The organism is Pantoea sp. OXWO6B1 (assembly GCF_001641135.1).
Taxonomy (GTDB): Bacteria; Pseudomonadota; Gammaproteobacteria; order Enterobacterales; family Enterobacteriaceae; genus Pantoea; species Pantoea allii.
On the sequence record NZ_LWLR01000001.1, the window covers coordinates 3,093,228 to 3,119,636 of the forward strand.

Sequence of the window (26,409 nt, forward strand, 5' to 3'; positions counted from 1 at the left end):
ACGGGTATTGATGAGACTGAAAACCGCTTAACATGCCGCCAGCAATAAACGGGTCAGGACGCAGACAAGGCTGCGCCCCCATAATTATTTCTGGCCGTACCAGGCATTTTCACCGTGCTTACGCAGATAATGCAGATCAAGCAGGGTTTGCTGAATAGGCGGAAGACCGGCAGTGAGTTGCTGGCTAAACAATCCCATGTAGGCCACCTCTTCCAGCACCACCGCACTGTGCACCGCCGCATGTGCGTCTTTGCCCCAGGCAAAAGGACCATGCGAGTTTACCAGCACCGCTGGGATGGCGGTCGGGGAAAGCCCGCGTTGTGCGAAGGTTTCAATAATCACCTCACCTGTATTCCACTCATACTGGTTCTTGATCTCTTCGTCACGCATTGCTCGCGTGCAGGGAATTTCACCGTAGAAATCATCCGCGTGCGTGGTGCCCCAGGCAGGAATCGGGCGGCCTGCCTGTGCCCAGATGGTAGCGTGGCGGGAATGTGTATGGACAATTCCGCCAACCTCGGGCCAGGCCAGATATAGCGCCCGGTGCGTTGCGGTGTCGGATGAAGGGCGTTTCTCACCTTCAACCACCTCACCGGTGGCCAGATTCACCACTACCATGTCCTCAACTTTCATCACATCGTAGCTGACGCCGGAAGGTTTAATCACTAACAGGCCTTGCTCACGGTCAATGGCGCTGACGTTTCCCCATGTAAAGGTGACAAGGTTATATTTGGGGAGATCCAGGTTAGCTTCCAGAACCTGTTGTTTAAGATGTTCCAGCATTTTTTTCTCCTGCTGAGAAGGGTCTTAATATTCTGCTGAGCAGGCAGGAAAAGCGTTATGGAGCAAATGGCTAAAAAGCAGCGGAAAATGGCTGTGAATGAAAAATTGTGCTGCGAATTAAGAATTATCTATCTTCGGAAATTCTTCAAAATGAATAGAATTCTGTCAGGCATCCGACAGATCCACCTGTCGATGATGCTTTTCAGCCGCTACAAACAGATCTTCCATGGTGTCTGGCGTTTTTATACCAAAAGGGATGCGGTAATAATGCGACACAGGCGGCCTGAAAAAATTTCACAGCTATACTTACTGTGTTGCCTCTGCATACACAATAAAGGAGAAGTTTATGACAATTACAATGAAAAAAATGACCGCTGTTGTATTAGCAACCACGCTGGTTATGGCGTTAAGTGGCTGTTCAAACTGGTCTAAGCGTGACCGTAACACCGCAATCGGTGCAGGTGCCGGTGCAATTGGGGGTTCTGTATTAACCAACGGCAGCGCGCTGGGTACCGTCGGCGGTGCAGCAGTGGGTGGTATCATCGGTCATCAGGTTCACTAAGAACCGCATTACAATAAATAATAACGGCTACGCAGCGCATCTACATAACAAGCCGGGCTACTTTGTAGCCCGGTTTTTTTATCCACCCGCCAGTTTGACCTTCATCCCTTTGGCTTCCAGCAGGCTTTTTAATAAGTCACGTTTGTCGCCCTGAATTTCAATCACACCCTCTTTTACCGCGCCGCCGCAACCGCATTTTTTCTTCAGTTCAGCGGCCAGCTGATTCAACGCTGATTCATCCATATCCACGCCGGTAATAAGGCAAACGCCCTTGCCTTTTCGTCCGCTGGTTTGGCGCTGGATACGGACAATTCCGTCACCTTTAGGACGTTCTGCCTTTGGCTCGGACTGAGTAAGGCGACCTGCGTCCGTAGAATAGACTAAAGGGTTATCACGGCTCATTTTACCGTCTCCAAATCCTGCAGTAGCGCCTTTAGCGTCGCTGCGGGGTCCGCGGACTGAGTAACAGGACGTCCTATTACCATATAATCCACGCCAGCAAGCCGGGCCTGCTGCGGCGTCATGACGCGACGTTGATCCCCTGCGTCACTACCCAGGGGCCTGATTCCTGGCGTAACCAGCGTGAAATCATGACCGATAACCTGTTTGAACCGCGCGGCTTCCTGTGCCGAACAGACCACGCCATCAAGTCCGCATTCGTGCGTCAGTTTTGCCAGTCGCTCAGCCTGCTCTGCGGGTGACACGGTGATCCCAAGGCCCAATAAGTCATCGGCATCCATGCTGGTCAGGACGGTAACGGCAATCAGCAAAGGCGCCTGCTGACCAAATGGCAGCAGCGCTTCACGGGCGGCATTCATCATACGTGCCCCGCCGCTCGCGTGAACATTCACCATCCAGACACCGAGATCGGCAGCGGCGGCAACCGCACGAGCGGTGGTATTGGGGATATCGTGAAATTTCAGGTCGAGAAAGATGTCGAATCCACGCTGCTGCAGGGTTTTCACAAGTTGCGGGCCAAACAAGGTGAACATTTCTTTGCCCACCTTCAGGCGGCAACTGCCCGGCTCTATCTGATCGACAAAGTGCAGCGCGCTATTCATATCGTGGTAATCAAGCGCCACTACCACCGGCGAAGTCTGGGATAAGGCCATGCTATTTCCTCTGCAGTAGGCACCTGCTGGCGCGTTAGACAAACGGCACGCATTCTACCTGCCTGCTTTTCGCATCACAATCCCTGTTGTTCTGCTAAGCGATATGCGCACGGAGCTGGACTGTTATTTTGAATAAACGCCAATAGTATGTTGTAACTAAAAAAAGCGACCGACGCCAGCGCTTCGGGGCTATTGTCCATCGAGTCCGCGAATCGGTTTAACGGATGACCAGGTCCGGCATGAAGGACAGTGCCAGTAAAGCGCATGCGCCGTGAAGCCGCATTTGTGGCAGCGATAGCGTGGCTTGGTGCGGATTTGTTCGCCAACCAGATCGCGCAGCACCATCAGGCTTTCTTTTGCACGCCCATCTTCTGCCTCGTGCAGGTGAAACTCCATCAGGCGATGAAAGACGCGCATATTGGGGTGACGTTGTAACTGATGATTAATGTAATTTTGCGCGGCTTCGGCGCCCTGCTGCCGCTCCAGAATCTCTGAAAGATAAAGCTCCGCTGCAGCACCTGTATTCTCGTCAACACAACGCTTAAGGAATTCTGCCCAGGCATCAGGCTGGTTGAGGCGCTGAAAACACGTCTCCAGCATCGGTAGGGTTTCACTGACGAGCTCTTTATCCTGATCCAGAACGCGCTGCAAATGCTCGACGGCTTTTGCGTACTCCCCTTTTTCCATCAGGATACGGCCCATCATAATAGAGACGCGAGCGCTCTGCCGATCGGCCGACTCCCCCTTTTTCAGCAGCGTCATGGCTCTGTCGAGGTCGTCGCTGCTCATCGCCTGCAGGGCGAGTTCACAATAAAAGTGGGCAATCTCACCTTTCTGCCGGTCTTTACCCAGCTTTACCAACCGCTCGGCGACGTCAATAGCCTGCTGCCAGTCGCTGGTCGCCTGATGGATAAGCAGAAGTTGTTGCAGTGCGCCAATACGAAAATCCGTCTCATCCGTCAGCTGTTTGAACATGTCTTCGGCACGGTCGTAAAGGCCTGCCGCCATGTAGTCCCGCCCCAGTTGCTGAATCGCTAACAGGCGCTGTTCGTAGCTTAGTGACGCGCTTTCCATTAAGGACTGATGGATGCGGATAGCGCGATCAACCTCGCCCCGGGAACGAAACAAATTGCCAAGCGTAAGGTGGGCTTCAACGGTGCCGCTGTCTTCCTTGAGCATATCAAGGAACAGGTCGACCGCTTTATCTTGTTGATTGGAGAGTAAGAAGTTTACCCCCGCCACGTAATCACGCGACAGGCGGTTTGATTCCTGTTGCTTGTCCTGCTGCGCACTGCGTCTGCCCATGTACCATCCATAGGCAGCGGCGACAGGAAGTAACAGAAACAGCAGCTCTAACATGGAGGCTTATTCCTGCACAGCCGGCGGCAGCGGTTTACCACTTGTGCCTGGCGTGCTCTGATCGACCTGCGCCTGCAGACGCTTAATTTTACGCTGCGCATTGGCAAGAGAGACGCGAATACGTAACCAGAAGAGCCCACAGATAACCCATCCCAGCAAAAAGCCAACACCAAAAAGGGTTGCCAGTAAGGTGGAGATACGGAAGTCGCCCTGCGCCAGCAGATAGTTAAAGGTGATAACCTGGTCGTTGTGCGCGCCAAGGGTCACGGAAATGATAAAAATGACCAAAACCACTAAAAAAATCAGCAAATATTTCACAGTGCATCCCGTTGTGAGGTAGTCGAAAAGAATTATGCCAAAATTACGGCAAAAATACTGCTCCTGGCAGCATCAGATGACGCGCTTTTGCTCAATCTCAAGATAAAGATATGGTGCTGAATGTTGCAATTACAATCCTTGGTCCCGTTCAGCGACCTCTTGCTGTTCTTCTGGCGGCAAGCTCAGTGGGCCACAGAAGCGTTGGGCGAGCCAGGTCGCCAGGACAACCAACAGCCAGGAAATGAAAGTGGCAACGGCCAGATCGCGCGGCCAGTGCATACCCAGCAGCAAGCGACTGCCCATTACGGCCACGGCCCAGACGCCGACAAGCACGATGGTTTTATAATGCCGACGCGGCCATAACAAACCGATGACCAGCAAGGCCCAACTGGCGGCAAACATGGTATGTCCGGATGGGAAAGCAAAACCCGTTTCAAATGCCCAGTGTTTTTTCAGCCAGCCGGGAATGTGCGACTCATCCGCGATCAGCTCGGTGACGCGCTGGCCACGTTGCTCGCGGCTCAACTGGTAAAAGGTCTTATCATCCAGCCCGTGGGTTTTCTCCAGCCAGACAACATAAGGGCGCGGTTCCTGCACCCGCTCTTTGATAAAGGATTTCGTGTACTGGCCGGCTAAAATCGTAGCGTTCATGATCAACAGCAGCAGTAGCGCCGGTTTAAGCCTGAAACGCAGGCACCACATCACCCAGGCACTTAACACCAGGCTGGTCAGCATGCCCCAGGGCCGCGTGACCGTTTCCGTCATCCAGAACAAGATCTTAAGAAACGTATTACTTTCGCCAGGCTGCCACTGCCAACCGGACAAGCCGACCGCAACAGGCATAATGAGCAGCAGCACCATTCCGGCCAGCGTACGTTGAAAGATGTTAACCATCCCTTTTCCTTTCTCCTGGTGAAAACCTATAACAAAAGCATAACTTTAGCTTAAAAAAGAATAACATAACCTTTTCAGATTAGATAATCGTGCTTTATCACAACAATCGTTTACACAGATTAACAGCCTGCCTCGCGGTTGTGGCACAATATTCCTCGTTTGTCAGGCCGCATCGGCCTGTGCACTATTATGATGATAGTGCATCCTTTGAGGGTTCTGGAGAGTCACATGCAGCTTAAACGGGTGGCAGAAGCCAAACTGCCAACGCCATGGGGAGATTTCCTGATGGTAGGTTTTGAAGAACTGGCAACCGGTCATGACCACGTTGCTCTGGTCTTTGGCGATATTAATGATAATCAACCAGTGCTGGCTCGCGTCCATTCCGAGTGTCTGACTGGCGATGCGCTGTTCAGTTTGCGTTGCGATTGTGGCTTCCAGCTTGAAGCTGCGCTGAATGCCATTGCGGAAGAAGGCCGTGGTGCACTGCTTTATCACCGCCAGGAAGGTCGCAACATTGGCCTGCTGAATAAAATTCGTGCCTATGCTTTACAGGATAAGGGATACGACACCGTTGAAGCCAATCATCAGTTGGGTTTTGCCGCTGACGAGCGTGACTTCACCCTGTGCGCGGATATGTTCAAGTTACTCGGCGTGAATGAAGTTCGTCTGCTGACTAACAATCCGCGCAAAGTCGAGATTCTCAGCGAAGCCGGGATTAACATTGTTGAGCGCGTGCCGCTGGTGGTGGGGCGCAATCCTGAAAATGCGCACTATCTTGATACTAAAGCAGAAAAAATGGGCCATCTGTTGCCTAAGTCCTGAATGAAACAGCCGGGTCGCCCCGGCTGTCTTATTAGTTAAGCATGTTGCGAATGACGTAGTGCAGGATGCCATCGTTGCGGTAATAGGTCAGCTCATTACCGGTATCAATGCGGCAGCGCGTGTCCAGCGTCTCTTTACTGCCATCAGCTCGCGTTAACGTAACCGAAACGGTACATCCCGGCTTAAGCTGAGACAGATTTTCAACGTCCACCGACTCATCCCCCTTCAGACCCAGGGTTTTACGCGTGACACCCTGTGGGAATTCCAGCGGTAAAATGCCCATACCAATCAGGTTGGAACGGTGAATACGCTCAAAAGATTCGGCGATAACCACGCGAACGCCTTGCAGACGCGGCCCTTTCGCGGCCCAGTCACGGCTGGAACCCGACCCGTACTCTTTCCCCGCAATCACTGCCAAAGGTACGCCCTCAGCCTGATATTTCATCGCAGCATCGTAAATGGCCAGTTGTTCACCGCTGGGATAGTGTTTGGTATAGCCACCTTCAACGCCAGGCACCATTTCATTTCGAATACGGATGTTGGCAAACGTACCGCGCATCATCACTTCGTGGTTGCCGCGACGTGAACCATAGGAGTTAAAATCATTGCGCTCAACGCCATGCGACAGCAGATAACGACCCGCCGGACTTTCGGCTTTAATGCTACCGGCAGGCGAAATGTGGTCGGTGGTAACCGAGTCGCCAAGGATCGCCAGCAGGCGCGCGCCATGAATATCTTTAACCGGTTTAGGTTCTTTCTCCATGTCATCAAAGAAAGGTGACAGACGAATATAGGTGGAACCTTCATCCCAGTCATAGGTTGCCGCTTCACTCACCTTGATTGCCTGCCACTCTGGCGTGCCGTCAAAGACCTCCGCGTACTCCTTATGATACATATCGCTGGTCACCTGCTGTACGGCGGTCGCAATCTCTTCAGGTGACGGCCAGATATCTTTCAGGAAGACTGGCTTGCCATCACGATCCTGTCCAAGCGGTTCGGTTTGCAGGTTGATCTTCATATTACCTGCCAGCGCATAGGCGACCACCAGCGGTGGAGAGGCCAGCCAGTTGGTTTTAATCAACGGATGAATTCGCCCTTCAAAGTTGCGGTTGCCCGACAGCACCGCCCCCACCGTCAGGTCGCCTTCTTTAATCGCAGACTCAATTTCATCCGGCAACGGACCCGAGTTACCAATACAGGTGGTACAGCCGTAGCCCACCAGGTTGAAACCCAGTTTATCAAGGTGCGGCGTAAGCTGCGCGACGGCCAGATAGTCGGACACCACTTTGGAGCCCGGTGCCAGGGACGCTTTCACCCACGGCTGACGTTTTAAACCACGCTCTACCGCTTTTTTCGCCAGTAAGCCTGCGGCCATCAGGACGCTGGGGTTAGAGGTATTGGTACAGGAGGTGATCGCCGCAATAGCTACTGCGCCATCGGTCAGCGTATGCGTCAGCCCGGTTGCACTGTCGGTGTACTCAACCTGCTTATGTGGTTTTTGTGCGTGATTGACTTCAAGTTCATTACTGGCGTCAAAAGCGGCAGGCACATCGCCCAGCGACACACGATCCTGTGGGCGCTTAGGACCGGCAAGGCTTGACTCTACCTGATTCATATCCAGCGCAAGGCTGCTGGTGAAAATAGGCTCGTCGCCAGCGTTTCGCCACAGGCCCTGACGTTTAGCATAGTGTTCGACTAACGCCACCTGCTCCGCATCGCGGCCGGTTAACGTCATATAGCTCAGCGTCACTTCATCAACCGGGAAGAATCCGCAGGTCGCGCCATATTCTGGTGCCATGTTAGCAATGGTCGCGCGGTCAGCCAGCGGCAGGTCAGCCAGACCATCGCCATAGAACTCGACGAACTTGCCGACGACGCCATGTTTACGCAACATTTGCGTAACGGTCAGCACCAGGTCGGTCGCGGTAATACCGGCGCGCAGTTTACCGGTGAGTTTGAAACCGACCACGTCGGGAATCAGCATGGAGACGGGCTGCCCCAGCATGGCGGCTTCCGCCTCTATCCCGCCCACGCCCCATCCCAGTACGCCAAGGGCATTAATCATCGTGGTATGAGAATCAGTGCCGACTAACGTATCGGGCCAGGCATAGTTTTCGCCGTTAATTTTTTGTTGCCAGATAGCTTTACCCAGGTATTCCAGATTCACCTGGTGACAGATACCGGTACCTGGCGGTACGACCCGAAACTGGTCAAAGGCCTTTTGGCCCCAGCGCAGAAAAACGTAACGTTCGTGGTTACGTTCCATTTCCAGGCGCACGTTCTCTTCAAAAGCCTCATCGTCGCCAAAATGGTCCACTGTTACCGAGTGGTCGATTACCAGATCGACAGGTGAAAGTGGATTCACTTTCGCCACGTCACCACCGAGGCGATTAACCGCTTCGCGCATGGCGGCCAGATCGACCACCGCCGGCACACCGGTGAAGTCCTGCATTAATACACGTGCCGGACGGTAGGCAATCTCGCGATCGGCATGGGCTGTTTTCTGCCAGTCGACGAGAGCCTGGATATCCTCTGCCGTAACAGAGTCACCATCCTGCCAACGTAACAAGTTTTCGAGCAGGACTTTCATGGACTTGGGCAAGCGGTCAATGTTGCCCAGATGTTGTGATGCGCGAGGTAGACTGAAGATGTGATAGTTTTGATTATCTACCTGCAGTGTTTCCTGACTCTGCTCGCGTAGTGTTAACGACATAGCTCCTCCTTTATAATCATGGTCTTTAAACCTCAGAGACAACAAGGTTTAGTATAAAGATAGACCACTTTTCTGTTAACGTTTTGATTACAACACCAATTGCTACAATCTGACGCAAACAAAAATGCCTCGTAAAATTACGAGGCATTTTTTATAAACCGGAATCGTTATATTACAGGGCAGCCCAAAACGCGGTCATCCACACGGTAAAGGAGAAAGCATAGGCACTGAACCAGGTCATTTTAATCATATTCATAAGATTACTCCTGCGCCGAATGGGCAATAAAAAGCCGTACAACCATCCTTTTTAAGGGATGTCATCTTTTATACTGCGTGTGAAAAGGGCTTAATTAAGCAGCCTGAATGACAGAAGATGTGTCTAAAAGAAAAGAGCGATGTTTAATTATTTTGCTTTCGGGTCCAGAAAAGACTCGATGAAATTACGTTGATGATCATTTAAATCCCAGTTCTCGGGGATAGACACTTTTTCCGCCTTTGCAACCGGCTCTTTTGCTTTGTAGCCAGAGAGACGGTGCTGACGAGTGGTGGTCGTGTGCTTATGGCAGAGTGCGTTTGCCCACATGGCTTAACCCCAAATGCGCCAAATCATTAATGCTACAACAACCCAGAACAGCGCTGAGGCAGCGAATACAGTCAACCAGGCGTTGCGACGAGTGTTACCTGAGCGCTTAACCTTGGTGCTTTTAACCGGGAAACCCGGGTCTACAGTCAGTCTCGTAGTCATAGTTTTTGATAATCACTCTCAACAAAACGATTGATAACATCGATTAAGATTTAGGAAGAATCCTAAACCCGTTAAGGCCAAAAATCCAGTAATTTTTATTGCACAAAACGATTAACGCAATTTATCAAAACGGTTAAAATTACTTAAGTAACGATTAATTACTTATTATTAATAAACCTGAATCGCGGTCACAAAAATTTGAGTTAATTTAACTTTAGATCCAGCCATAACTAAACTCCTCTTTCTGCAGCCCCTGAATAAACGCTTTACCGTCAAGGCTTAACTGGAGTATGGGAATTATCCTGGCGAGTCGCAAAGATATCACGTCAAAAATGTGTCGTAATTCGCATTTAAGATACAGCAAACTTTAAACATGTGATCGACACAGCATTAACAAAAAAATAATAAAACTTTTCAACCTAAGCATGGCGCTAACGTTCAAACAAAAAAAAGGCTGCACTAAGCAGCCTGAGACTAATGGATTGCACCTACCGGTTACTTAAACGGCAGCTTTATATCCTTAAACATGGCTTCAATATCGTCGTTAGAACGCAGCGCCACCGCCGTATCCACCACATCGCGCGTCAGATGCGGCGCAAAGCGCTGGATAAAGTCATACATGTAACTACGCAGGAAGGTGCTGCGGCGAAATCCAATCTTGGTGGTGCTGTTGATGAAGATTTCAGAGGCTTCAATTCTGACCAGATCAGGATCAGCGACAGGGTCCACTGCCATACTGGCGATAACGCCGACTCCTAATCCCAGCCGGACGTAAGTTTTTATCACGTCCGCATCTGTCGCGGTAAAGACGATACGCGGCGTCAGGCCCGCGCGCATAAAGGCGGTATCCAGCTCTGAGCGTCCGGTAAAACCAAAGGTGTAAGTGACCAGCGGAAAATCGGCCAGTTCCTCAATGGTCACCTGCCCTTTGCCTGCCAGGGGATGATCGGGCGTGACGACAATAGCCCGGTTCCAGTGATAGCACGGCAGCATGATCAAGTCGTCGTACAGGTGCAGCGCTTCTGTGGCAATCGCAAAATCGGCATTACCCTTTGAAACTGCCTCGGCAATTTGCGTCGGTGATCCCTGATGCATATGCAGTGAGACGCGCGGATAGCGCTCGATAAACCCTTTAATCACGCCGGGCAGTGCATAACGTGCCTGCGTATGGGTGGTTGCCACATACAGCGAGCCTTTATCGGGCCAGGTATGTTCACCGGCCACGGACTTAATCGCATCCACTTTAGAGAGCACTTCACGGGCGATACGAATTATTTCTTCACCCGCCGGCGTCACCTGGGTGAGATGCTTACCGCTGCGGGCAAAAATTTGTACGCCAAGTTCATCTTCCAGCATACGCACCTGTTTACTGATCCCAGGCTGCGAGGTGTAGAGACCTTCTGCTGTCGACGAGACATTAAGATTGTGGTTAACGACTTCAACGATGTAGCGCAACTGCTGTAATTTCATATCTGTTTTTATCCTGGTCGGTTACAGAGTCGCATCCCCGGCTGACGTACTGTCGCCCAGGCGGGTGAAGTATGGCTGAGCAGTAAGAAGGGATCGGAAATGCTATAACCACTATAGCATTTTAAGTACCACTGTAGAACGGATTGATATAAGGCAAGAAAAAGGCCAGCGGGCGCTGGCCTTTAGGGGAATTACTTTTTCGCTTCCTGCCACTTGCCGTCAATATAGAAGGCTGACCATCCTGTGGCTTTGCCTTCTTTTTCGGAAGCAACATACTGCTGTTTGGTTTTGCGGCTAAAACGGACCAGGGTTTTATTCCCTTCCGGATCGGTCGCTGGCGCTTCAGCAAGGTATTTCAACTTCTCAGGCAGGCGATCGTGGAAACGTTGCAGTTCCTCAACCAAGGGTGCCCGGGTTTCGCGTGATTTTGGAAACGTGTTGGCGGCCAGGAAGACACCTGCAGCGCCATCACGCAGCACGAAATAGGCATCCGACTTCTCGCACGGCAGTTCAGGCAAGGGTACCGGATCTTCTTTCGGCGGCGCGACGTCACCATTGCGTAATATCTTGCGCGTGTTTTTGCACTCATCATTGGTACAAGCCATGTATTTACCAAAACGCCCCATCTTCAGGTGCATTTCAGAACCACACTTTTCACACTCAACAATGGGACCGTCATAACCTTTGATTCGGAACTCGCCTTCTTCGATTTCATAGCCATCGCATTCAGGGTTGTTACCACAAACGTGCAGTTTGCGTCCGTTATCAATCAGGTAGCTGTCCATGGCCGTACCGCATTTCTCGCAACGGCGACGTGCACGTAACGCATTGGTTTCAGCATCATCGCCTTCCAGAATATTCAGGACTTCATTTTCAGGAATCAGATTGATGGTTTGCTTACAGCGCTCTTTCGGCGGCAGTGCATAACCTGAGCAACCAAGGAAAACCCCGGTGCTGGCAGTGCGAATGCCCATTTTGCGGCCACAGGTTGGGCAGTCGATGGTCGTTAATACCATCTGGTTAGGCTGCATCCCACCTTCTTCGGGATCTTTTTCCGCCTGTTCCAGCTGCTGACTGAAGTCAGAGAAGAAGCGATCGAGCACCGCTTTCCATTCCGCCTGATTGTTAGCGACCTCATCGAGGCTGCTTTCCATATGCGCGGTAAAATCGTAATTCATCAGCTCGCGGAAGTTTTCTTCCAGACGATCGGTGACGATTTCACCCATTTTCTCAGCATAAAAACGGCGGTTCTCAGACCTGACATAGCCGCGATCCTGAATGGTGGAGATAATGGCAGCATAGGTTGACGGACGACCAATACCGCGCTTTTCCAGTTCACGCACCAGGGAAGCTTCACTGAAGCGCGCCGGTGGTTTGGTAAAGTGCTGGCTTGGCAACAACGCCTGCAGACTCAGTTCATCACCCACGTTAACCGGCGGTAATGTGCGATCTTCATCGTTCTTACGCAGTGCCGGCATAACTTTGGTCCAGCCATCGAAACGCAGCGTACGCCCTTTCGCTTTGAGTTTGTAATCGCCCGCGGCTACCGTCAGCGTGGTCGAATCATACTGTGCAGGCGTCATCTGGCAGGCAACAAACTGACGCCAGATGAGCTGATACAGCTTCTGTGCATCCGCTTCCATGTCTTTAAGTTGATCGGCCACCACCTCTACATCAGAAGGACGAATCGCTTCGTGCGCTTCCTGTGAATTCTCTTTACTGGCAAAGGTATTGGCATTGTCCGGCAGATATTTTTTACCGAAATTGCCGTCGATATAGCCGCGAACCATGGAAACCGCATCCTGACTCAGGTTGGTCGAGTCAGTACGCATATAGGTAATGTGGCCCGCTTCATAGAGTCGCTGTGCCATCATCATGGTTTTTTTTACGCCGAAGCCCAGGCGCGTACTGGCGGCCTGCTGCAGCGTGGAGGTGATAAAAGGTGCGCCAGGCTTGCTGCTGGTTGGCTTATCTTCACGATCGGTAACCTCAAAACGCGCTTTTTCAAGCAGCGCCAGTGCGGCATGTGTCTGTTCGTGATTGACCGGACGGAAGGGTTTATCACCCGCGTGGGTGACCTCCATCGCCAGGTCGTCGCCCTTCGGTGTGGTCAGGTTGGCGTTGAGTTCCCAGTACTCTTCAGGAACGAAGGCTTTGATCTCGCGCTCGCGCTCGACCACTAATCGCACGGCAACCGACTGAACGCGACCGGCCGATAAGCCACGGGCGACTTTTTTCCACAACAAAGGGGAAACCATATAACCCACAACACGGTCCATAAAGCGACGGGCCTGTTGCGCATTCACACGGTCAATATTCAGCTCGCCCGGCGTTTCAAAGGCCTGACGAATCGCGTTTTTGGTGATCTCATTAAACACCACGCGGCTAAAGCGTTTGTCATCGCCACCGATCACTTCCCGCAGGTGCCAGGCAATGGCTTCCCCTTCGCGGTCAAGGTCCGTTGCGAGATAGATGTGGTCAGCGTTCTCGGCTAAAGCCTTTAGTTCAGCAACCACTTTCTCTTTATTTGGCAGAATCTGATAGTCCGCTTCCCAGCCGTGATAGGGATCGACGCCCATACGACTGACCAGTGCGGCCTTCTCGTCCTTCTTTACTTTTTTGACTTTTTTATCTGTCGAGGTTTCAGCACTTTTTTTGGCGGTTGAACCACTGGTCGGCAGATCCCGGATATGGCCCACGCTGGATTTCACCACGTAGCCACTGCCGAGGTATTTATTGATTGTTTTGGCCTTTGCCGGGGACTCAACAATAACGAGTGCTTTACCCATATTTACCTTTACCTAATGAATACGTCCTGCTCTACGGGAGAGGATTGGATGCCCAAAAACCCATGAAGTTCACTTTTGCTACGCCTGTTTTTCATTTCAGGTCGTGGGGCTCAATCTCTGGTCAGTGAAAACAGCTCATGCAACGTTATGATAAAAATCGCTTTTTCTCCCTGACTTAATCGCACTTCCCGGTGCAATATCCCTGGAATCTGAAACGCCCACACTGTACCTGATAAAATCTGTTACGCAACTTAATTAGCATCTGCTGTGAGTAAAGCCGCTTTTTTACCCCTCACGGCGGTTTGTCGAACAACGCGGTACGCAAGTAATATAGAAAGAATTAACAGACTGTCAAAAAGGAGCCGACACATGCACAATCAGACCCAGGGTATTTCATCTCAGGCAATACTGGAGATCGCCAATACGCTGCTTGTACAACATGATGATTATCTCGCCGACATCAAAGCCGATGCGGTCAGTCAACAGGGTGATGTCCTCGTTTTCCGTGGCCCCTATTTTTTGGATGCGCAAGGACTGCCAACGGCAAAAACCACTGCCGTCTTTAATCTTTTTAAACACCTCGCGGTTGAACTGTCGCCCCGCTACCACCTGATATAAAAAAACCCGGCCTTGGCCGGGTTTCCCTTATAACAGCGGTTTGTCACCGCGTTGCCACCACTTCAGCATTAAGCGTTCCAGGACATGCCCCGCGCTATGAGTCAGGCGATCAATCCTTGAACGGCGGCGCACATAGTTAACCCCGAGCACGGTAAATTTATCCATATGCTGAATAATAAGGTCGTCACTGGTAGAGATACGATCGACCAGGCCCAGCGTCAGGGCCTGGCGTCCGTACCAGTGCTCACCGGTTGCCACCTTGTCAATATCCAGTGACGGGCGCATTTCATGCACGAACTGCTTAAACAGCAGATGCGTTTCATTCAGATCCTGCTGGAACTTTTCCCGCCCTTCTTCCGTATTTTCACCAAACAGCGTCAGAGTGCGTTTATACTGACCCGCCGTATGTAGCTCAACATCAATGTCGTTACGCTTAAGCAGACGGTTAAAGTTGGGGATTTGCGCCACGACGCCAATCGAGCCGATGACCGCAAAAGGGGCGGAAACGATCTGGCTGGCAACACAAGCCATCATGTATCCTCCGCTGGCGGCCACTTTGTCAACGGCAGCGGTAAGGTTTAAGCCGGCATCCCGCAGGCGTTGCAGTTGCGACGCCGCCAGACCATAACCGTGTACCATGCCACCAGGGCTTTCCAGCCGCAGTAGCACTTCATCACCCGGCTGAGCAACAGCGAGTACCGCAGACACTTCTTCACGTAATGACTTAACTTCGCTGGCATCGATACTGCCATTAAAGTCCAGAACGTAAAGCGTGGGTTTAGTGGTTTCCTGGTTGCCCTGCTTCGCTGCGCGTTTCTCTGCTTTGGCCTTTTGTTTTTCGGCCTTTTTATTGTTTTTTAACCACAGCTTTTGAGCCTGAGGTTTCATTTTCTCAAGCTGCAGCTCTTCTTTCATTTTGGTGTAGTCATCACCCAGTCGCGTCAGGCGGAGTTGCCCACTCTGATGACGTTTGCGCTGTGCGGCGTTAACAACAATCATTACGATAGCTGCAATGGCAATCACCGCCGTCACCGCTTTTGCTAAAAACAGTCCATAACTCAAAAGAAGATCCATCGTGTCGCCTTATTAAACAGAGGATTACTGACAAACGGTTAGTTTAACTGGTTTATCCAGACCCGTCGCCTGAAATGCCAGCACCTGGCACAGAATGTACTTATTGCCAATTGCGTCATGGCATGAATTGAGGCATAAAGCGTGAAACCCTCACGTTGCGGGAGGCTCCCAACATGCACTATCAACCTAAAAATGATCTACTCGCGAATCGCCTGATTCTTGTCACCGGTGCCTCTGACGGCATTGGCCGGGAAGCGGCCCTGACCTACGCTCGCTATGGGGCTGAAGTCATCTTACTGGGCCGTAGCGCGGAAAAGCTGCAGCACACCAAAGAGGCGATTGGCCAGTTGAATCAGCGCCCGGCGCACTCGGTGGTATTTGATTTGTCTGATGCAACGCCAGAGCAGTGCCATCAACTGGCCGGGCAACTGGCGCAACAGTTTTCGCATCTGGATGGCGTATTACATAACGCCAGCATTTTAGGGGAAATCATGCCGCTGGCGGACCTTGATCCGCAGGTTTGGCAACAGGTCATGAAGATTAACGTTGATGCGACCTTTTTCCTTACCCAGGCCCTGCTACCGCTGCTGTTGAAATCAGAAAGTGGATCGCTGGTCTTCACCACCTCCAGCGTGGGCCGTACCGGTCGTGCGGGATGGGGCGCTTATGCGGTATCAAAATTTGCGACCGAAGGCATGATGCAGGTGCTGGCAGATGAATATAAAAACCACGCGTTACGCGTCAACTGTATCAATCCCGGCGGCACGCGCACAAAAATGCGTGCCAGTGCGTTTCCGCAAGAAGATGCCAGTAAACTTAAAACGCCTGCCGATATTATGCCGCTCTACCTCTATTTAATGGGTGACGACAGTCGCCGTAAAACCGGTATGAGCTTTGATGCTCAGCCAGGCAGAAAACCCGGAGCAGCTGAATAATGACGGACGAACGCCACCAGCAACGTCAGCAACGTTTAAAGGAACAGGTGGATGCCCGCATTGCCGCAGCCAGTGAAGTCAGAGGTATCCTGATGGTATTTACCGGCAATGGCAAAGGCAAAACCACCGCCGCTTTTGGCACCGCGTTACGCGCCTGTGGACATGGCAAGCGCGCCGCGGCCATCCAGTTTATCAAGGGTGAGTGGCCAAATGGCGAGCGCAACATGCTGGAACAGCACGGTGTTGAGTTTCAGGTGATGGCTACCGGTTTTACCTGGGAGACACAAAATCGCCAGACCGATACCGATGCCTGCCTTGCCGTCTGGCAGCATGCGAAGCGCATGCTGTGTGATAGCAGCCTGGATCTGGTGATTCTTGATGAAATCACCTACATGGTCAGTATGGATTATCTGCCCCTTGACGAGCTGGTCACTGCCCTAAAACAGCGCCCTGCTCAGCAAAGCGTGATTATTACCGGCCGTGGTTGCCATCGCACCCTGCTGGATATGGCTGATACCGTCACGGAAATGCGGCCAGTGAAACATGCTTTTGACGCCGGTATTCAGGCCCAGCAGGGAATAGACTGGTAACCTTATTACATGCTATTCAGCAAAGGTCAGACGGGATGCCTGTCTGACCTGCATCTTTTCGGCATAAATCTGTAAACCTGATCGTCAGCCTGTCACCCGATCGTTACATGAGCCTCTTGCCCAATACCGTTAAACCCTCGTCCGTCGCACCTCAGAATTCCGCTTGCCGCGAGCGCGCTGTTGGGTCGGTTTCGGCAAAAATGCGATCTCTGACGCGCCTGTTTACTCCAACCTGCCAGCCATAAATGTAAATTTTCGATTACGCTTCACGCGCCCTTTCCAGTTCCGTTACCTGAAATTGACCGCCATGATTTACATCAGTCATTGATCACAATCACATAATGCCCGGTGAACGGCCGCAAAAACCGATCGGGATCACTCTTTTATGTTAAAAAAATGATAAAAAAAATTTAGCTTTAATATCATCTCTTTGTGCATGGTTAATCAAAACAAGAGGTTAACCCTTAACACGCTAAGTAAATCCATAAATTATTATCTTGTTCGATAACAATTGAATAACTTTTGCCAATGAGAGGGCTGTTATTTTGCTGACCATACTGGGCTTTACGATGGTTGTTTGTTTCATGTATCTGATCATGACCAAACGCATGTCAGCGCTGATAGCGCTAATTCTTATTCCCACCCTGTTCGCTTTGCTGGGTGGTTTCTACCAGGGGCTGGGTGCCATGATGCTGGATGGGGTGAAAACCCTGGCACCTACAGGCGTCATGCTCACCTTCTCGATTCTCTATTTCGGCCTGATGATTGATGCTGGCCTGTTTGATCCACTGGTGCGTTTTATTCTTAAAATCGTGCGGGGCGATCCGCTTAAGGTGCTGGTAGGTACAGCGGTACTGACGCTGCTGGTCTCACTGGATGGTGACAGCTCAACCACCTATATGATTGCTATTGCCGCGTTCCTTCCCCTCTACCGTAAGCTGGGCATCAATGTGCTGGCGATGACCTGTCTGGTTAACCTTGCCAGCGGCATCATGAACCTCTCTCCCTGGGGCGGACCAACGGCACGTGCCGCTGCCGCGTTGCGAATTGACGCGCTCGACATTTTCATACCGATGTTGCCTGCCATTTTTATCGCCTGTGTTGCCCTTGTGGGCCTGGCCTTCATGTTTGGCTTGCAGGAGCGTAAACGCCTGGGCGTGATGAGCATCAGCGACCATCATCTGGATAATATTGAGTTGGGGCTGGGTGATGCTGAAGAGTGTGCAGCCAATCGTCGGCCTAAAATGTTCTGGCCAAACTTTGTTCTGACTACGGTGCTGCTGGTCCTGTTGGTTGTTGGTGCCATGCCCATTCAGATCCTGTTTATGCTGGCCTTCGCGATTGCGGTGATGCTGAACTATCCAACGCTGGAAGAACAAAAGGCCCGTATTGGTTCCCATGCCAGTAATGTGCTGGCCGTGACGGCGCTGATTTTCGCTGCAGGTATCTTTACCGGTATCCTTTCGGGAACCGGTATGGTGGATGCCATGGCGAAAAGCCTGTTGGCCTTTATTCCACACAGTTTTGGCCCCTATCTCGCCGTGTTTACCGCCTTAATCAGTCTGCCTTTTACCTTTTTTATGTCTAACGATGCCTTCTATTTTGGCATCCTGCCTGTGATTGCCCAAACGGCTGCCAGCTACGGTATTTCCGCAGAGGAAATTGCCCGGGCCTCCATTGTGGGTCAGCCTTTCCATTTACTGAGCCCGCTGGTTCCGTCGGTCTATCTTCTGGTCGGTCTGGCGAAGGTGGATATCGGTGACCACCAGCGTTTTGCCATTAAGTGGGGAATTTTAATCAGCCTGGTGCTGATGGCCGGTGGGTTAATTACCTGTGCGTTTCCGCTGTTTCACCGGTAAGCCGTTGTCACCTGATCAGTGAGAAAACAAAAAAGCCGCAACGATGATCGTTGCGGCTTTTTTAATGAATCTGTTCTGAGGTGCAAACCGATATCAGGTTGCGTTACGCTTACTGCCGGGATTACGGCGGGCAGGTCTGCCACTGGTCTGACTGTGGCGCTTCACGGCCCGACGGATCTGATTGGCCTTGGTGCGGCGACGGTCTTTCTCGACAGCCAGTTTGGTGACGGTTTCATCATCCATCCCCACCATGTTACGCAGATAATTGACCGCAGACAGATCAAGCTCCATCCAGCCACCGCGTGGAACGCCTTTTGGCAACGTGATATCGCCATAACGAACACGCATCAGTCGGCTCACCTGGACGCCCACGGCTTCCCACAAGCGACGAACTTCACGGTTCCGTCCTTCGGTCAGCGTCACGTTGTACCACTGGTTGATACCTTCACCACCGGCAAAGCGCAGCGTTTTGAATGCGGCGGGGCCATCTTCAAGCTGCACGCCTTTGCTGAGCTGCCGAATTTTGTCGTCATCAACCTGACCAAATACGCGCACCGCATATTCGCGTTCCACTTCACGGCTGGGATGCATCAGGCGGTTAGCCAGTTCGCCATCTGTGGTAAACAGCATCAACCCGCAGGTATTGACGTCAAGACGACCCACGGCAATCCAGCGCGAACCGCGCAACCGTGGCAGTCGATCAAAGACCGTTGGACGCCCTTCCGGATCGCTGCGTGTGCAGAGTTCACCTTCAGGTTTGTAATAGGCCAGTACGCGGCAGACTTCCGTTGCAGATTCCGCAATAGAAACCAAATGACCGTCAATACGGATCTTCAGGGCTTTGCTGTTTTCGATGCGATCGCCAAGCGTGGCAAGCTTACCGTCAACGCTAACGCGTCCGGCAGCGATCATCGTTTCAATTTCACGACGCGAACCGTGACCAGCACGCGCTAAGACTTTTTGTAACTTTTCGCTCATGGAGCTACCTCATTGTCGCCTTCCCAGGCGTCGGATGGATTAGGAATTTAACCTTAAAAATCAATGGGTTATATTTTCCTGTTGGCCCCATTATACAGGATGTCCCTCGTAATGTAACCCGTATTATGGCGTTGCCCTGACACGCACCGCGGGCAGGCAGCTATCCTGATGGAATCCACCTTCTGCAGCGCTGGCGCGCATTCGTCTGGCAACAGACCCTGCCAGATATCAGCGGCAGGCATAATTATAATAATGAACGCGCTGTACTTAAAGAATCGAGATTATCCTCGCCATCAACAGGACATGTTGTGAAGCGCAAAGCATCAGGAAACGCTTTATAGCTTCACGTTTCATCAATTTTACCTGCCTTATTGTGGTGAAATGGCGCACTGATGACCGATAAATTGCCTCAACAGCAAAAAGTAACGCTTTGTTACTTAATTCAAGTTAATGTTTCACCGGCAGCAGTTTTAGATAATTTTACCGTTAACCCTTCTTAGAGAATTCGCATTAAAAAGATTTGTATTTAATGATTTCTACGCTATAGGTTTATCGCGATAACAGTAAAAGCCGAGTGAAATTGTCTAAAGCAGTGAAAATATATTGGTGAGAAAATTTTATTTTTACAGGCGGAATGTCATTTGAGTTAATTTAAAAATGCAGAAAACCACACTTAAGCCAAATATTTATTTTTTTAATCATCCGCAGGGTGGGCTTTGCACATTGACCGCACTTTACCGCCGCTTTCCGTCGCATCTTTACTTGATATTTCAGAGAGTAACCCACAACAAAGTTGTACAAGAAAAAATATGTTGTACAATTTTAATTATTGCGGGATACTGTGCGAAATAATGCCATCTGACCGACTCACTTTTGGTCAGACGGCTGTGTCGATATTCGCTCTCTCATTACAATAAATTTACATTAAAAAAAATGGACTGGCGGCAATCTCAGCCGATAACCATTATACGACCTTTTTAGCAGCCCTAATCTAATAAGCATACAGACGACGCAACGTTTCAAACGGCGCTGTATGAAAAAACCGCTAACTGGTTGTTATTAAATATATATACACCGGCGCATCAGGAATATTTGCGTTAATATGGCTCTTGATGAGCTTTAATTTGCATGTCTTGAATCTTCACCAGGGATTTTACTGACATGCTCACCTGAAGACACCACTATGCAAAAACAGTTTGTGTGCGCAGCGTTATTGACGCTGGCTCTGAGCGGTTGTTCTGTGGGCCATACTGAGTACAGCCGTACGGCGATGCAGCACGTTGATATGAGCGTGACAGGTATCCCTACCATTCTTGGTTTAGGTACATTAGGCACCAGCATTCCTTTAACGCCAGACTACAGCCTTACCGCCGCTCACGTGGCAAAATTTGCTGTGCAGCGCGTGAAGTCTTATCACCCTTATTGCGATCTCGCGATTATTTATCATAAGAATCCGCCAAATACGCTAACCCAATTCCGCAGCACCGATATTGGCGATGCGGTAAAAATGTACGGATACAGCTATATTTCGGCGCTGCCCGTTGAGTCTAAAGGGGTAAATCTGGCGCGCACGGCGATACGTAATACCTGGAATAAAAGCCCGTGTATTGCCATGGCCTCTAATGCGGGAGTCGTCCAGGGCATGTCCGGCGGCGGCGTCTATAACAGCGACGATACGTTGGGTGGGGTTATCGTAGGTTACTCAGATGCAATTAAAAATGGCCGTAGCGGGAAAGTGATTTTAAAAGATGTTTCACTTTATATCCCTTACGGCCAGTTTAAAAACTGGTTACAGGCGACGATTCCCGTCACCCGTAAAACCTGAGTGGGTTACAGAAAAGGTTTCACATCTCCCACACCTTCACGGACGACTTCAGGTGCATCACTGGTGAGATCAATGACGGTGGTGGGCTGCTGTCCAAGCGTGCCACCGTCGATAATCAGATCGACCTGCTTGCCAATACGCTGTTGAATATCTTCCGGATCAGATTCCGTGAAGTCATTACCCGGCAGAATTAACGACGTCGACATCATGGGTTCGTTCAGCACCTCAAGCAGGGCAAGTGCTACCGGATTCGACGGTACGCGTAATCCAATCGTTTTACGCTTTTCATTCATCAAACGACGCGGCACTTCTTTCGTCGCCTTAAGAATAAACGTGTAATTACCCGGCGTGTTATTTTTAAGCAGACGGAAAGCGCTGTTACCCACCTGAGAATAAACAGACAGTTCAGATAAATCACGACACATCAGCGTGAAATTATGATGACCGTCCAGCTGACGAATGCGACAAATTCGCTCCATCGCTCCTTTCTCTTCCAGCCGACAACCCAGGGCATAGCCGGAGTCCGTTGGGTAAACAATCACGCCGCCTTTATTCAGGTACTCTACGGCCTGGTTAATCAGGCGCGGTTGTGGATTATCTGGATGAATATGAAACAGTTGACTCATAGAAACCTCTTATCCCCTTTCCGTACATTCCACTGCGGGTGCCATTGCGGGAAAACGTTCCCAGACCGGTTCTACCGCCGCAGGTAGCCACAATTTGCGGCCCAGCTCAATCCACGGGCAGGGTTGATGAAAATCAGAACCTTGCGATGCAGCCAGATTGTTATCTCTGGCATATTGCGCTAACTGCGTGCGCTCAGCGGGTGCCTGCTGACATTGTGCGACCTCGATCGCATCCCCGCCAGCAGCGCTAAAACTGGCAATCAAGCGCTTTAGCCATTTAGCCGACAATCCGTAGCGTCCCGGATGTGCCAGCACGGCACAGCCACCAGAATGGTGAATCGCATCAATGGCTTGATTAATTGTACACCATTGCGGTGGGACGTAGCCGGTTTTGCCCCGCGCCAGATAATTTTTAAACACCTGCGCCATGTTATTCGCTTTGCCCAGATCGACCAGATAGCGGGCAAAATGGCCGCGCGTAATCATTCCCCCCTCGGCTAAGCGCTGCGCCCCTGCCAGTGCGTCAGGGATCTGCGCTTTATCCAGCCGTTCAGCAATGCGCTGCGCGCGCTCCAGTCGCGCCGCATACTGACCCGCAAGGAACTGGGTCATCACCGGATGCTGGATGTCGATGTTTAACCCGACAATATGAATTTCATGGTTTTCCCACAGCGTTGAAATCTCAACACCGGCTAAAATTTTTATGGGCAGTTGCTGATTCAGTACGGCCTGCTGCGCCTCAGGGATACCCGCGACGGTGTCGTGATCGGTAATTGCCAGCACCCCAACGCGCATGTCTACTGCGCGCTCAACCAGTGCCTGCGGCGACAACAATCCATCGGAAGCCCGCGTGTGACTATGAAGATCGTAAAGCGGAAAACGGGCGATATCGCTCAAAACAACTCCTGCTGGCTACTGATCGGGTCAGCATAATAACGATTTTATCGGCCACTGAAAAAGTGTATTGACATTTTTGTCACGAACCAGTTAACTAGTACACAAGTTCACCGCAGACGGGTATTTGATCATGAAAACTGTAATTACGCTTTTAATGGGTTGGTGGCGCAATGTTTCCCAGTACGGGCGACGTTGTCGTGCACACCTTGCGTAAACACTGTGCAGATACCTGAGCCCGCCTCCAAGCGGGCTTTTTTTTGGACGATATTCAGAGAAATCATCATGCTTAATGCAAAACCGACAGTGAAGTTAATTACCGGCAGCGCGCCCTATCGGGAAGATCCCGCCGCCGTTTTTCATCAGTTATGCGGCGCTCGCCCGGCGACACTGCTGCTTGAATCCGCAGATATCGACAGTAAAGAAAACTTAAAAAGCCTGATGATTGTTGACAGCGCCCTGCGCATCAGCGCATTAGGAAACCGCGTCACTTTACAGGCCTTGTCTGACAATGGCCGTGCGCTGCTGCCGCTGCTGGATGACGCTCTGCCCTCTGAAATCATCAATGAACCTCGCCCCGACGGGCGTGTTCTGACATTTACCCCTGTGCAGGATCACCAGGATGAAGACTCACGCTTACGCGCCCTGTCGGTGTTTGACGCACTGCGTCTCATTCCACAGTTGGTGAATTCCCCAAGCGAAGAGCGCGAAGCCGTGTTTGTCGGCGGCCTGTTTGCCTACGATCTGGTGGCAGGCTTTGAAGATTTACCAGAACTCAGCAGTGAGCAACGCTGTCCCGACTACTGCTTTTACCTGGCGGAAACGCTGCTGGTGCTGGATCACCAGGCGCGCAGCGCACGTCTGCAGGCCAGCCTGTTCTCGCCTTCTACCCACGAATTTCAACGTCTGCAACGCCGCATTGAACAGTTGCATGGACAGATGTTACAGCCTGCACCGGCGCTGCCCGTTCAGCCTGTCGAAACGATGACGCTGACCGTCAGCCAGAGCGATGAAGAGTATTGCGCGGTAGTGCGTAAGATGCAGGAGGCCATTCGCATTGGTGAAATCTTCCAGGTTGTGCCATCACGCCGCTTTTCGCTGCCCTGTCCTTCTGCGCTCGCCGCTTATGATACGCTGAAACGCAGCAATCCAAGTCCGTATATGTTCTTTATGCAGGATCAGGATTTTTCACTGTTTGGTGCCTCGCCCGAAAGCTCGTTGAAGTACGAGGCTGCGTCTCGTCAGATTGAAATTTACCCCATTGCCGGTACCCGACCACGCGGTCGGCACGCTGACGGTTCGCTGGATCGCGATCTCGACAGCCGTATCGAGTTAGAAATGCGCACAGACCACAAAGAACTGGCCGAGCACCTGATGCTCGTCGATCTGGCGCGCAATGATTTAGCCCGTATCTGCCGTCCCGGAAGTCGTTATGTTGCCGACCTGACGAAAGTTGACCGCTATTCCTTTGTGATGCATCTGGTCTCGCGGGTTGTGGGCACGCTGCGCGATGACCTGGACGTGCTACATGCCTATCGCGCCTGCATGAATATGGGCACCCTGAGCGGTGCGCCTAAAGTCCGGGCGATGCAGCTGATTGCTGACGCAGAAGGCACACGACGCGGGATCTACGGTGGCGCTGTGGGCTATTTCACCGCCAACGGTGATTTAGATACCTGCATCGTAATCCGCTCAGCTTATGTAGAAGATGGCGTAGCCACCGTGCAGGCCGGAGCCGGTGTGGTGCTGGATTCGGACCCTCAGGCTGAAGCAGATGAAAGCCGTAACAAAGCCCGCGCAGTATTGCGCGCGATTGCCACTGCTCACCACTGCAAGGAGATTTTCTGATGGCTGACATCCTGCTGCTGGATAACATCGACTCATTTACCTACAACCTGGTCGATCAGCTTCGTACCTTCGGGCACAACGTGGTGGTGTACCGTAATAACATGCCGACATCGCTGTTGATCGATCGACTGCAAAGCATGAATAATCCGGTGCTGATGCTGTCCCCGGGGCCCGGCGCGCCGAAAGAGGCGGGCTGTATGCCAGAGCTGCTGCGCGCGATGCGCGGAAAGCTGCCGATTATCGGCATTTGCCTGGGTCATCAGGCGATTGTGGAAACCTATGGCGGCCATGTCGGTCAGGCCGGCGAAATTCTGCATGGCAAAGCCTCTGCCATTCGTCACGATGGTGAAGCGATGTTTGCCGGGCTCAGCAATCCCCTTCCCGTTGCCCGTTATCACTCGCTGGTTGGCAGTAATACGCCGGACGAATTAACGGTGAATGCCAGCTACAACGGCATGGTCATGGCGGTCCGCCACGAAAAAGATCGTGTGTGCGGATTCCAGTTCCATCCCGAATCCATTTTAACCACTCAGGGCGCACGTCTGCTTGAACAGACACTGGCCTGGGCGCTGGCGAAGTAACAGGGAGAACAGTATGAATACGATTCTGGAAAAACTTTACCAGTCGCAGATCCTGACTCAACACGAGAGTCATCAACTGTTCAGCGCCATTATTACTGGTCAGCTTGAACCGACTCAACTGGCAGCGGTTCTGATTGCTATGAAGGTGCGTGGCGAAAACCCCGAGGAAATCGCCGGGGCGGCCAGCGCCTTACTGGAAGATGCCAAACCCTTTCCACGCCCGGATTACGCCTTTGCCGATATTGTTGGCACCGGCGGCGATGGCAGTAACAGCATTAACATCTCGACCGCCAGCGCCTTTGTCGCAGCAACCTGCGGGCTGAAAGTCGCGAAACACGGCAACCGCAGCGTATCAAGCAAATCAGGATCGTCTGACCTGCTGGCTGCGTTCGGTATCAATCTGGATATGCCTGCCGAGCTGGCCCGTAAAGCGCTGGACGATCTGAATGTCTGTTTCCTGTTTGCACCGCAGTACCACACGGGTTTTCGCCATGCCATGCCGGTGCGCCAGCAGTTGAAAACCCGCACGGTATTTAACGTGCTCGGGCCGCTGATCAATCCTGCCCGCCCGCCGCTGGCCGTGATTGGGGTTTACAGCCCTGAACTGGTGCTGCCCATTGCGCAAACCCTGAAAGTGCTGGGCTACCAGCGCGCAGCGGTCGTGCATGGTGGCGGAATGGATGAGGTGGCGCTACACGATGTCACCCATGTGGCTGAGTTGCGTGAAGGTGAGATTACCCGCTATCAGCTCGGCCCGGAAGATTTCGGCTTTGGCTTCCATCCTAAAGAGGCTCTGGCAGGCGGCACACCGGAAGAAAACCGTGACATTCTTACACGTTTACTCCAGGGTAATGGCGAGCAGGCCCATGAGGAGGCGGTTGCCGTAAATGTGGCGATGCTGCTTAAAGTGTTTGGTAATGAAGATCTCCGTGAAAATGCACAGCGTGCGCTCAATGCCATCCGTAGTGGTCAGGCCTATGAGCGCGTGGTGGCTCTGGCATCAAGAGGATAATC

At 51.7% G+C, this 26,409-nt stretch carries 23 protein-coding genes, 1 pseudogene and 1 other annotated feature; of the genes and pseudogenes, 9 read left to right on the forward strand and 15 right to left on the reverse strand.

Annotated elements, in window-relative coordinates; translation table 11 throughout:
- Nucleotides 1-84: 84 nt before the first annotated feature.
- Nucleotides 85-783 (reverse strand): L-ribulose-5-phosphate 4-epimerase, encoded by a 699-nt coding sequence (gene araD, locus A6A26_RS16625; protein ID WP_063879759.1) that lies wholly within the window; start codon nt 781-783, stop codon nt 85-87.
- Between the two features lie 346 nt (nt 784-1,129).
- On the opposite strand from araD, the gene osmB reads away from it, so the two are divergent.
- Nucleotides 1,130-1,345, forward strand: a complete 216-nt coding sequence (osmB, locus tag A6A26_RS16630; protein ID WP_063879760.1) for an osmotically-inducible lipoprotein OsmB — start codon at nt 1,130-1,132, stop codon at nt 1,343-1,345.
- Nucleotides 1,346-1,423: 78 nt separating this feature from the next.
- On the opposite strand, the gene yciH is transcribed toward osmB, so the two are convergent.
- The 5 genes from yciH to pgpB form a co-directional block, all read right to left on the reverse strand.
- Complete coding sequence (gene yciH / locus A6A26_RS16635) at nt 1,424-1,747, reverse strand: stress response translation initiation inhibitor YciH (RefSeq protein ID WP_063879761.1); 324 nt, start codon at nt 1,745-1,747, stop codon at nt 1,424-1,426.
- Nucleotides 1,744-2,457, reverse strand: coding sequence for an orotidine-5'-phosphate decarboxylase (pyrF, locus tag A6A26_RS16640; protein ID WP_063879762.1), 714 nt, complete (start codon nt 2,455-2,457; stop codon nt 1,744-1,746). The genes yciH and pyrF overlap by 4 nt, the downstream gene beginning before the upstream one ends.
- A gap of 189 nt (nt 2,458-2,646) precedes the next feature.
- Nucleotides 2,647-3,816 (reverse strand): lipopolysaccharide assembly protein LapB, encoded by a 1,170-nt coding sequence (gene lapB, locus A6A26_RS16645; protein ID WP_063879763.1) that lies wholly within the window; start codon nt 3,814-3,816, stop codon nt 2,647-2,649.
- Between the two features lie 6 nt (nt 3,817-3,822).
- Nucleotides 3,823-4,134: a LapA family protein gene (locus A6A26_RS16650; RefSeq protein ID WP_063879764.1), complete on the reverse strand. Its 312-nt coding sequence runs from the start codon at nt 4,132-4,134 to the stop codon at nt 3,823-3,825.
- Between the two features lie 129 nt (nt 4,135-4,263).
- Complete coding sequence (gene pgpB, locus A6A26_RS16655) at nt 4,264-5,028, reverse strand: phosphatidylglycerophosphatase B (RefSeq protein WP_063879765.1); 765 nt, start codon at nt 5,026-5,028, stop codon at nt 4,264-4,266.
- Between the two features lie 228 nt (nt 5,029-5,256).
- On the opposite strand from pgpB, the gene ribA reads away from it, so the two are divergent.
- Complete coding sequence (ribA, locus tag A6A26_RS16660; protein WP_063879766.1) at nt 5,257-5,850, forward strand: GTP cyclohydrolase II; 594 nt, start codon at nt 5,257-5,259, stop codon at nt 5,848-5,850.
- A gap of 31 nt (nt 5,851-5,881) precedes the next feature.
- On the opposite strand, the gene acnA is transcribed toward ribA, so the two are convergent.
- From acnA to topA, 5 genes are all read right to left on the reverse strand, one after another.
- Nucleotides 5,882-8,563: an aconitate hydratase AcnA gene (acnA, locus tag A6A26_RS16665; protein WP_063879767.1), complete on the reverse strand. Its 2,682-nt coding sequence runs from the start codon at nt 8,561-8,563 to the stop codon at nt 5,882-5,884.
- Between the two features lie 403 nt (nt 8,564-8,966).
- Nucleotides 8,967-9,146 carry a hypothetical protein gene (locus A6A26_RS24910; RefSeq protein ID WP_074181022.1) on the reverse strand — a complete coding sequence of 60 codons (180 nt, stop codon included), beginning with the start codon at nt 9,144-9,146 and terminating at the stop codon, nt 8,967-8,969.
- Nucleotides 9,147-9,149: 3 nt separating this feature from the next.
- Nucleotides 9,150-9,308 carry a YmiA family putative membrane protein gene (locus tag A6A26_RS24915; protein ID WP_074181023.1) on the reverse strand — a complete coding sequence of 53 codons (159 nt, stop codon included), beginning with the start codon at nt 9,306-9,308 and terminating at the stop codon, nt 9,150-9,152.
- Nucleotides 9,309-9,803: 495 nt separating this feature from the next.
- A complete protein-coding gene (gene cysB, locus A6A26_RS16670) occupies nt 9,804-10,778 on the reverse strand; it encodes an HTH-type transcriptional regulator CysB (protein ID WP_063879768.1) in 975 nt (324 codons plus the stop codon).
- 191 nt (nt 10,779-10,969) lie between these two features.
- Nucleotides 10,970-13,567 carry a type I DNA topoisomerase gene (topA, locus tag A6A26_RS16675; protein WP_063879769.1) on the reverse strand — a complete coding sequence of 866 codons (2,598 nt, stop codon included), beginning with the start codon at nt 13,565-13,567 and terminating at the stop codon, nt 10,970-10,972.
- 369 nt (nt 13,568-13,936) lie between these two features.
- On the opposite strand from topA, the gene A6A26_RS16680 reads away from it, so the two are divergent.
- Nucleotides 13,937-14,185, forward strand: a complete 249-nt coding sequence (locus A6A26_RS16680; RefSeq protein WP_063879770.1) for a YciN family protein — start codon at nt 13,937-13,939, stop codon at nt 14,183-14,185.
- A 27-nt stretch (nt 14,186-14,212) separates the two neighbouring features.
- Here A6A26_RS16680 and sohB read toward each other — a convergent pair whose 3' ends face one another.
- Nucleotides 14,213-15,259, reverse strand: coding sequence for a protease SohB (gene sohB / locus A6A26_RS16685; protein WP_063879771.1), 1,047 nt, complete (start codon nt 15,257-15,259; stop codon nt 14,213-14,215).
- 173 nt (nt 15,260-15,432) lie between these two features.
- Here sohB and A6A26_RS16690 point away from each other — a divergent pair, with 173 nt between their 5' ends.
- The 3 genes from A6A26_RS16690 to A6A26_RS16700 all read left to right on the forward strand — a co-directional run bounded on the left by A6A26_RS16690 (nt 15,433) and on the right by A6A26_RS16700 (nt 18,643).
- Complete coding sequence (locus A6A26_RS16690; protein ID WP_063879772.1) at nt 15,433-16,194, forward strand: YciK family oxidoreductase; 762 nt, start codon at nt 15,433-15,435, stop codon at nt 16,192-16,194.
- Nucleotides 16,194-16,784: a cob(I)yrinic acid a,c-diamide adenosyltransferase gene (gene cobO, locus A6A26_RS16695; RefSeq protein WP_063879773.1), complete on the forward strand. Its 591-nt coding sequence runs from the start codon at nt 16,194-16,196 to the stop codon at nt 16,782-16,784. The genes A6A26_RS16690 and cobO overlap by 1 nt, the downstream gene beginning before the upstream one ends.
- 545 nt (nt 16,785-17,329) lie before the next feature.
- The gene (locus A6A26_RS16700; protein ID WP_063879774.1) at nt 17,330-18,643 is read left to right on the forward strand and encodes a CitMHS family transporter; all 1,314 of its coding nucleotides are present in this window, start codon (nt 17,330-17,332) and stop codon (nt 18,641-18,643) included.
- Nucleotides 18,644-18,736: 93 nt separating this feature from the next.
- On the opposite strand, the gene rluB is transcribed toward A6A26_RS16700, so the two are convergent.
- Nucleotides 18,737-19,621 carry a 23S rRNA pseudouridine(2605) synthase RluB gene (rluB, locus tag A6A26_RS16705; protein ID WP_063879775.1) on the reverse strand — a complete coding sequence of 295 codons (885 nt, stop codon included), beginning with the start codon at nt 19,619-19,621 and terminating at the stop codon, nt 18,737-18,739.
- Nucleotides 19,622-20,804: 1,183 nt separating this feature from the next.
- Between rluB and A6A26_RS16710 the strand changes: the two genes are divergently transcribed.
- Nucleotides 20,805-21,446 (forward strand): hypothetical protein, encoded by a 642-nt coding sequence (locus A6A26_RS16710; protein WP_063879776.1) that lies wholly within the window; start codon nt 20,805-20,807, stop codon nt 21,444-21,446.
- 5 nt (nt 21,447-21,451) lie between these two features.
- Here A6A26_RS16710 and A6A26_RS16715 read toward each other — a convergent pair whose 3' ends face one another.
- Together A6A26_RS16715 and A6A26_RS16720 are read right to left on the reverse strand one after the other, a co-directional pair.
- Entirely contained in the window at nt 21,452-22,072 is a 621-nt protein-coding gene (locus A6A26_RS16715) for an L-threonylcarbamoyladenylate synthase (protein WP_063879777.1), read from the reverse strand.
- A gap of 9 nt (nt 22,073-22,081) precedes the next feature.
- The gene (locus A6A26_RS16720) at nt 22,082-22,969 is read right to left on the reverse strand and encodes an RNase RNM (RefSeq protein ID WP_063879778.1); all 888 of its coding nucleotides are present in this window, start codon (nt 22,967-22,969) and stop codon (nt 22,082-22,084) included.
- A gap of 154 nt (nt 22,970-23,123) precedes the next feature.
- Nucleotides 23,124-23,228, forward strand: a sequence feature (Trp leader region).
- Nucleotides 23,229-23,251: 23 nt separating this feature from the next.
- Here A6A26_RS16720 and A6A26_RS16725 point away from each other — a divergent pair.
- Both A6A26_RS16725 and trpD read left to right on the forward strand, forming a co-directional pair.
- Nucleotides 23,252-24,814 (forward strand): anthranilate synthase component 1, encoded by a 1,563-nt coding sequence (locus A6A26_RS16725; RefSeq protein ID WP_063879779.1) that lies wholly within the window; start codon nt 23,252-23,254, stop codon nt 24,812-24,814.
- A pseudogene (trpD, locus tag A6A26_RS26055) lies at nt 24,814-26,407 on the forward strand (bifunctional anthranilate synthase glutamate amidotransferase component TrpG/anthranilate phosphoribosyltransferase TrpD). The gene A6A26_RS16725 and the pseudogene trpD overlap by 1 nt, the downstream one beginning before the upstream one ends.
- The last annotated feature ends 2 nt before the right edge of the window (nt 26,408-26,409 follow it).

What these genes read in the sequence shown, in the direction of transcription:
- araD (WP_063879759.1), bottom strand. Translation starts at nt 783, where the DNA reads ATGCTGGAACATCTTAAACAACAGGTTCTGGAAGCTAACCTGGATCTC.
- osmB (WP_063879760.1), top strand. Translation starts at nt 1,130, where the DNA reads ATGACAATTACAATGAAAAAAATGACCGCTGTTGTATTAGCAACCACG.
- yciH (WP_063879761.1), bottom strand. Translation starts at nt 1,747, where the DNA reads ATGAGCCGTGATAACCCTTTAGTCTATTCTACGGACGCAGGTCGCCTT.
- pyrF (WP_063879762.1), bottom strand. Translation starts at nt 2,457, where the DNA reads ATGGCCTTATCCCAGACTTCGCCGGTGGTAGTGGCGCTTGATTACCAC.
- lapB (WP_063879763.1), bottom strand. Translation starts at nt 3,816, where the DNA reads ATGTTAGAGCTGCTGTTTCTGTTACTTCCTGTCGCCGCTGCCTATGGA.
- pgpB (WP_063879765.1), bottom strand. Translation starts at nt 5,028, where the DNA reads ATGGTTAACATCTTTCAACGTACGCTGGCCGGAATGGTGCTGCTGCTC.
- ribA (WP_063879766.1), top strand. Translation starts at nt 5,257, where the DNA reads ATGCAGCTTAAACGGGTGGCAGAAGCCAAACTGCCAACGCCATGGGGA.
- acnA (WP_063879767.1), bottom strand. Translation starts at nt 8,563, where the DNA reads ATGTCGTTAACACTACGCGAGCAGAGTCAGGAAACACTGCAGGTAGAT.
- A6A26_RS24910 (WP_074181022.1), bottom strand. Translation starts at nt 9,146, where the DNA reads ATGTGGGCAAACGCACTCTGCCATAAGCACACGACCACCACTCGTCAG.
- A6A26_RS24915 (WP_074181023.1), bottom strand. Translation starts at nt 9,308, where the DNA reads ATGACTACGAGACTGACTGTAGACCCGGGTTTCCCGGTTAAAAGCACC.
- cysB (WP_063879768.1), bottom strand. Translation starts at nt 10,778, where the DNA reads ATGAAATTACAGCAGTTGCGCTACATCGTTGAAGTCGTTAACCACAAT.
- topA (WP_063879769.1), bottom strand. Translation starts at nt 13,567, where the DNA reads ATGGGTAAAGCACTCGTTATTGTTGAGTCCCCGGCAAAGGCCAAAACA.
- A6A26_RS16680 (WP_063879770.1), top strand. Translation starts at nt 13,937, where the DNA reads ATGCACAATCAGACCCAGGGTATTTCATCTCAGGCAATACTGGAGATC.
- sohB (WP_063879771.1), bottom strand. Translation starts at nt 15,259, where the DNA reads ATGGATCTTCTTTTGAGTTATGGACTGTTTTTAGCAAAAGCGGTGACG.
- A6A26_RS16690 (WP_063879772.1), top strand. Translation starts at nt 15,433, where the DNA reads ATGCACTATCAACCTAAAAATGATCTACTCGCGAATCGCCTGATTCTT.
- cobO (WP_063879773.1), top strand. Translation starts at nt 16,194, where the DNA reads ATGACGGACGAACGCCACCAGCAACGTCAGCAACGTTTAAAGGAACAG.
- rluB (WP_063879775.1), bottom strand. Translation starts at nt 19,621, where the DNA reads ATGAGCGAAAAGTTACAAAAAGTCTTAGCGCGTGCTGGTCACGGTTCG.
- A6A26_RS16710 (WP_063879776.1), top strand. Translation starts at nt 20,805, where the DNA reads ATGCAAAAACAGTTTGTGTGCGCAGCGTTATTGACGCTGGCTCTGAGC.
- A6A26_RS16715 (WP_063879777.1), bottom strand. Translation starts at nt 22,072, where the DNA reads ATGAGTCAACTGTTTCATATTCATCCAGATAATCCACAACCGCGCCTG.
- A6A26_RS16725 (WP_063879779.1), top strand. Translation starts at nt 23,252, where the DNA reads ATGCTTAATGCAAAACCGACAGTGAAGTTAATTACCGGCAGCGCGCCC.